Raw genomic sequence first — 1,428 nt, 5'->3', positions numbered from 1 at the left:
GGTCAAGTCCCGGGTAGTGGTGTAGCGCTGCGTTCCTTCGTTTGGGTTGGTCAGGCGATCAGGGCGGGCAGGTCATTGGCTCCGATCTCGGGTTCGCTGGTGGGGACGATGTTGACGCGGCAACGGGCGAGGACCTCGAGTCCGAGGTAGCGGCGGCCTTCGGCCCATTCGTCGGTCTGCTCGGCGAGCACTGCTCCGACGAGGCGCACGATCGCCGCGCGGGTGGGGAAGATGCCCACGGCGTCGGTGCGGCGGCGGATCTCACGGTTGAGGCGCTCGGCGGGGTTGTTGGACCAGATCTGGGTCCATACGTCCTTCGGGAAGCCGGTGAACGCGAGGATGTCGGCGCGGGCGGTGTCGAGGTGGTCGTGGACCTCGGGGAGCTTGCCGTCGACGTAGTCCAGGAGCCGGTCGAACTGGGCGTGGACCGCGGGGCGGTCGGGCTGGTCGTAGACCGAGTGCAGCATTGCCTTGACCGCCGGCCACATGCTCTTGGGCGTCACCGACATGAGATTCGCGGCGTAGTGGGTGCGGCAGCGCTGCCAGGATGCGCCGGGCAGGTTCGCCGCGATCGCCTCGACCAGACCTGCGTGAGCGTCGCTGGTGACCAGGCGGACCCCGGTCAGGCCGCGAGCGACGAGGTCGGCGAAGAACTCGTTCCAGACTGGACCGGTCTCAGCGGTGGCCACGCGCATCCCGAGTACCTCGCGGTGCCCGTCACCGTTCACGCCGGTGGCGACGAGCACGACGGCGTTGATGACCCGGCCGCCTTCGCGGAGCTTCATCGTCAACGCGTCAGCGGCCACGAAAGTGAACGGTCCCGCAGCATCCAACGGCCGGTGGCGGAACTGCTCGACGTGCTCGTCGAGCTCGGCGGCCATGCGGGAAACCTGGGACTTCGACAGCGAGTCGATGCCCAGGGTCTTGACCAGCTTGTCCATCCGGCGGGTGGACACGCCGGCGAGGTAGCAGTCCGCGACCACCGTGATCAGCGCGGCCTCGGCACGCTTGCGGCGCTCCAGCAGCCACTCGGGGAAGTAGGTCCCCTTACGCAGCTTCGGGATCGCGACATCGATCGTGCCGACCCGGGTGTCCAGGTCGCGGTGGCGGTAGCCGTTGCGCTGGCTGACCCGGCCCGGTGTCGGTCGGCCGTACTCGGCGCCCACCACCGAGTCGGCGTCAGCGGACAGCAGGGCGTTGATCATCGTCTGCAACAGATCGCGCATCAGATCAGGCGATGCTTCGGCGAGTGCTTCGCCGAGCAGACGTGCAGGGTCGACAATGTGAGCAGCGGTCATCGTGATGACTCCATTCGAGAGTGCTGTGAGAGGTTCACTCGAAGGATCACGCGGTGGCCGCGTCTTCGTCTGCCGTACACGCCGGCGACGGTCTCGGCGACCGCGCTACACCACTATCGGGGACTCAACT

General features: G+C 67.6%; 1 protein-coding gene. It reads right to left on the bottom strand.

Annotated elements, in window-relative coordinates; translation table 11 throughout:
* Window positions 1-50: 50 nt before the first annotated feature.
* Window positions 51-1,298, bottom strand: a complete 1,248-nt coding sequence (locus IEX47_RS17830; protein WP_188785500.1) for an IS256 family transposase — start codon at window positions 1,296-1,298, stop codon at window positions 51-53.
* Window positions 1,299-1,428 lie beyond the last annotated feature (130 nt).

Source organism: Nocardioides phosphati (assembly GCF_014646375.1).
GTDB lineage: Bacteria > Actinomycetota > Actinomycetes > Propionibacteriales > Nocardioidaceae > Nocardioides > Nocardioides phosphati.
Note: the sequence above shows the minus strand (reverse complement) of the source record. Positions and strands in the feature narration are given on the sequence as shown.

Coding starts and splice junctions, on each gene's coding strand:
- IEX47_RS17830 (WP_188785500.1), bottom strand. CDS start 1,298: ATGACCGCTGCTCACATTGTCGACCCTGCACGTCTGCTCGGCGAAGCA.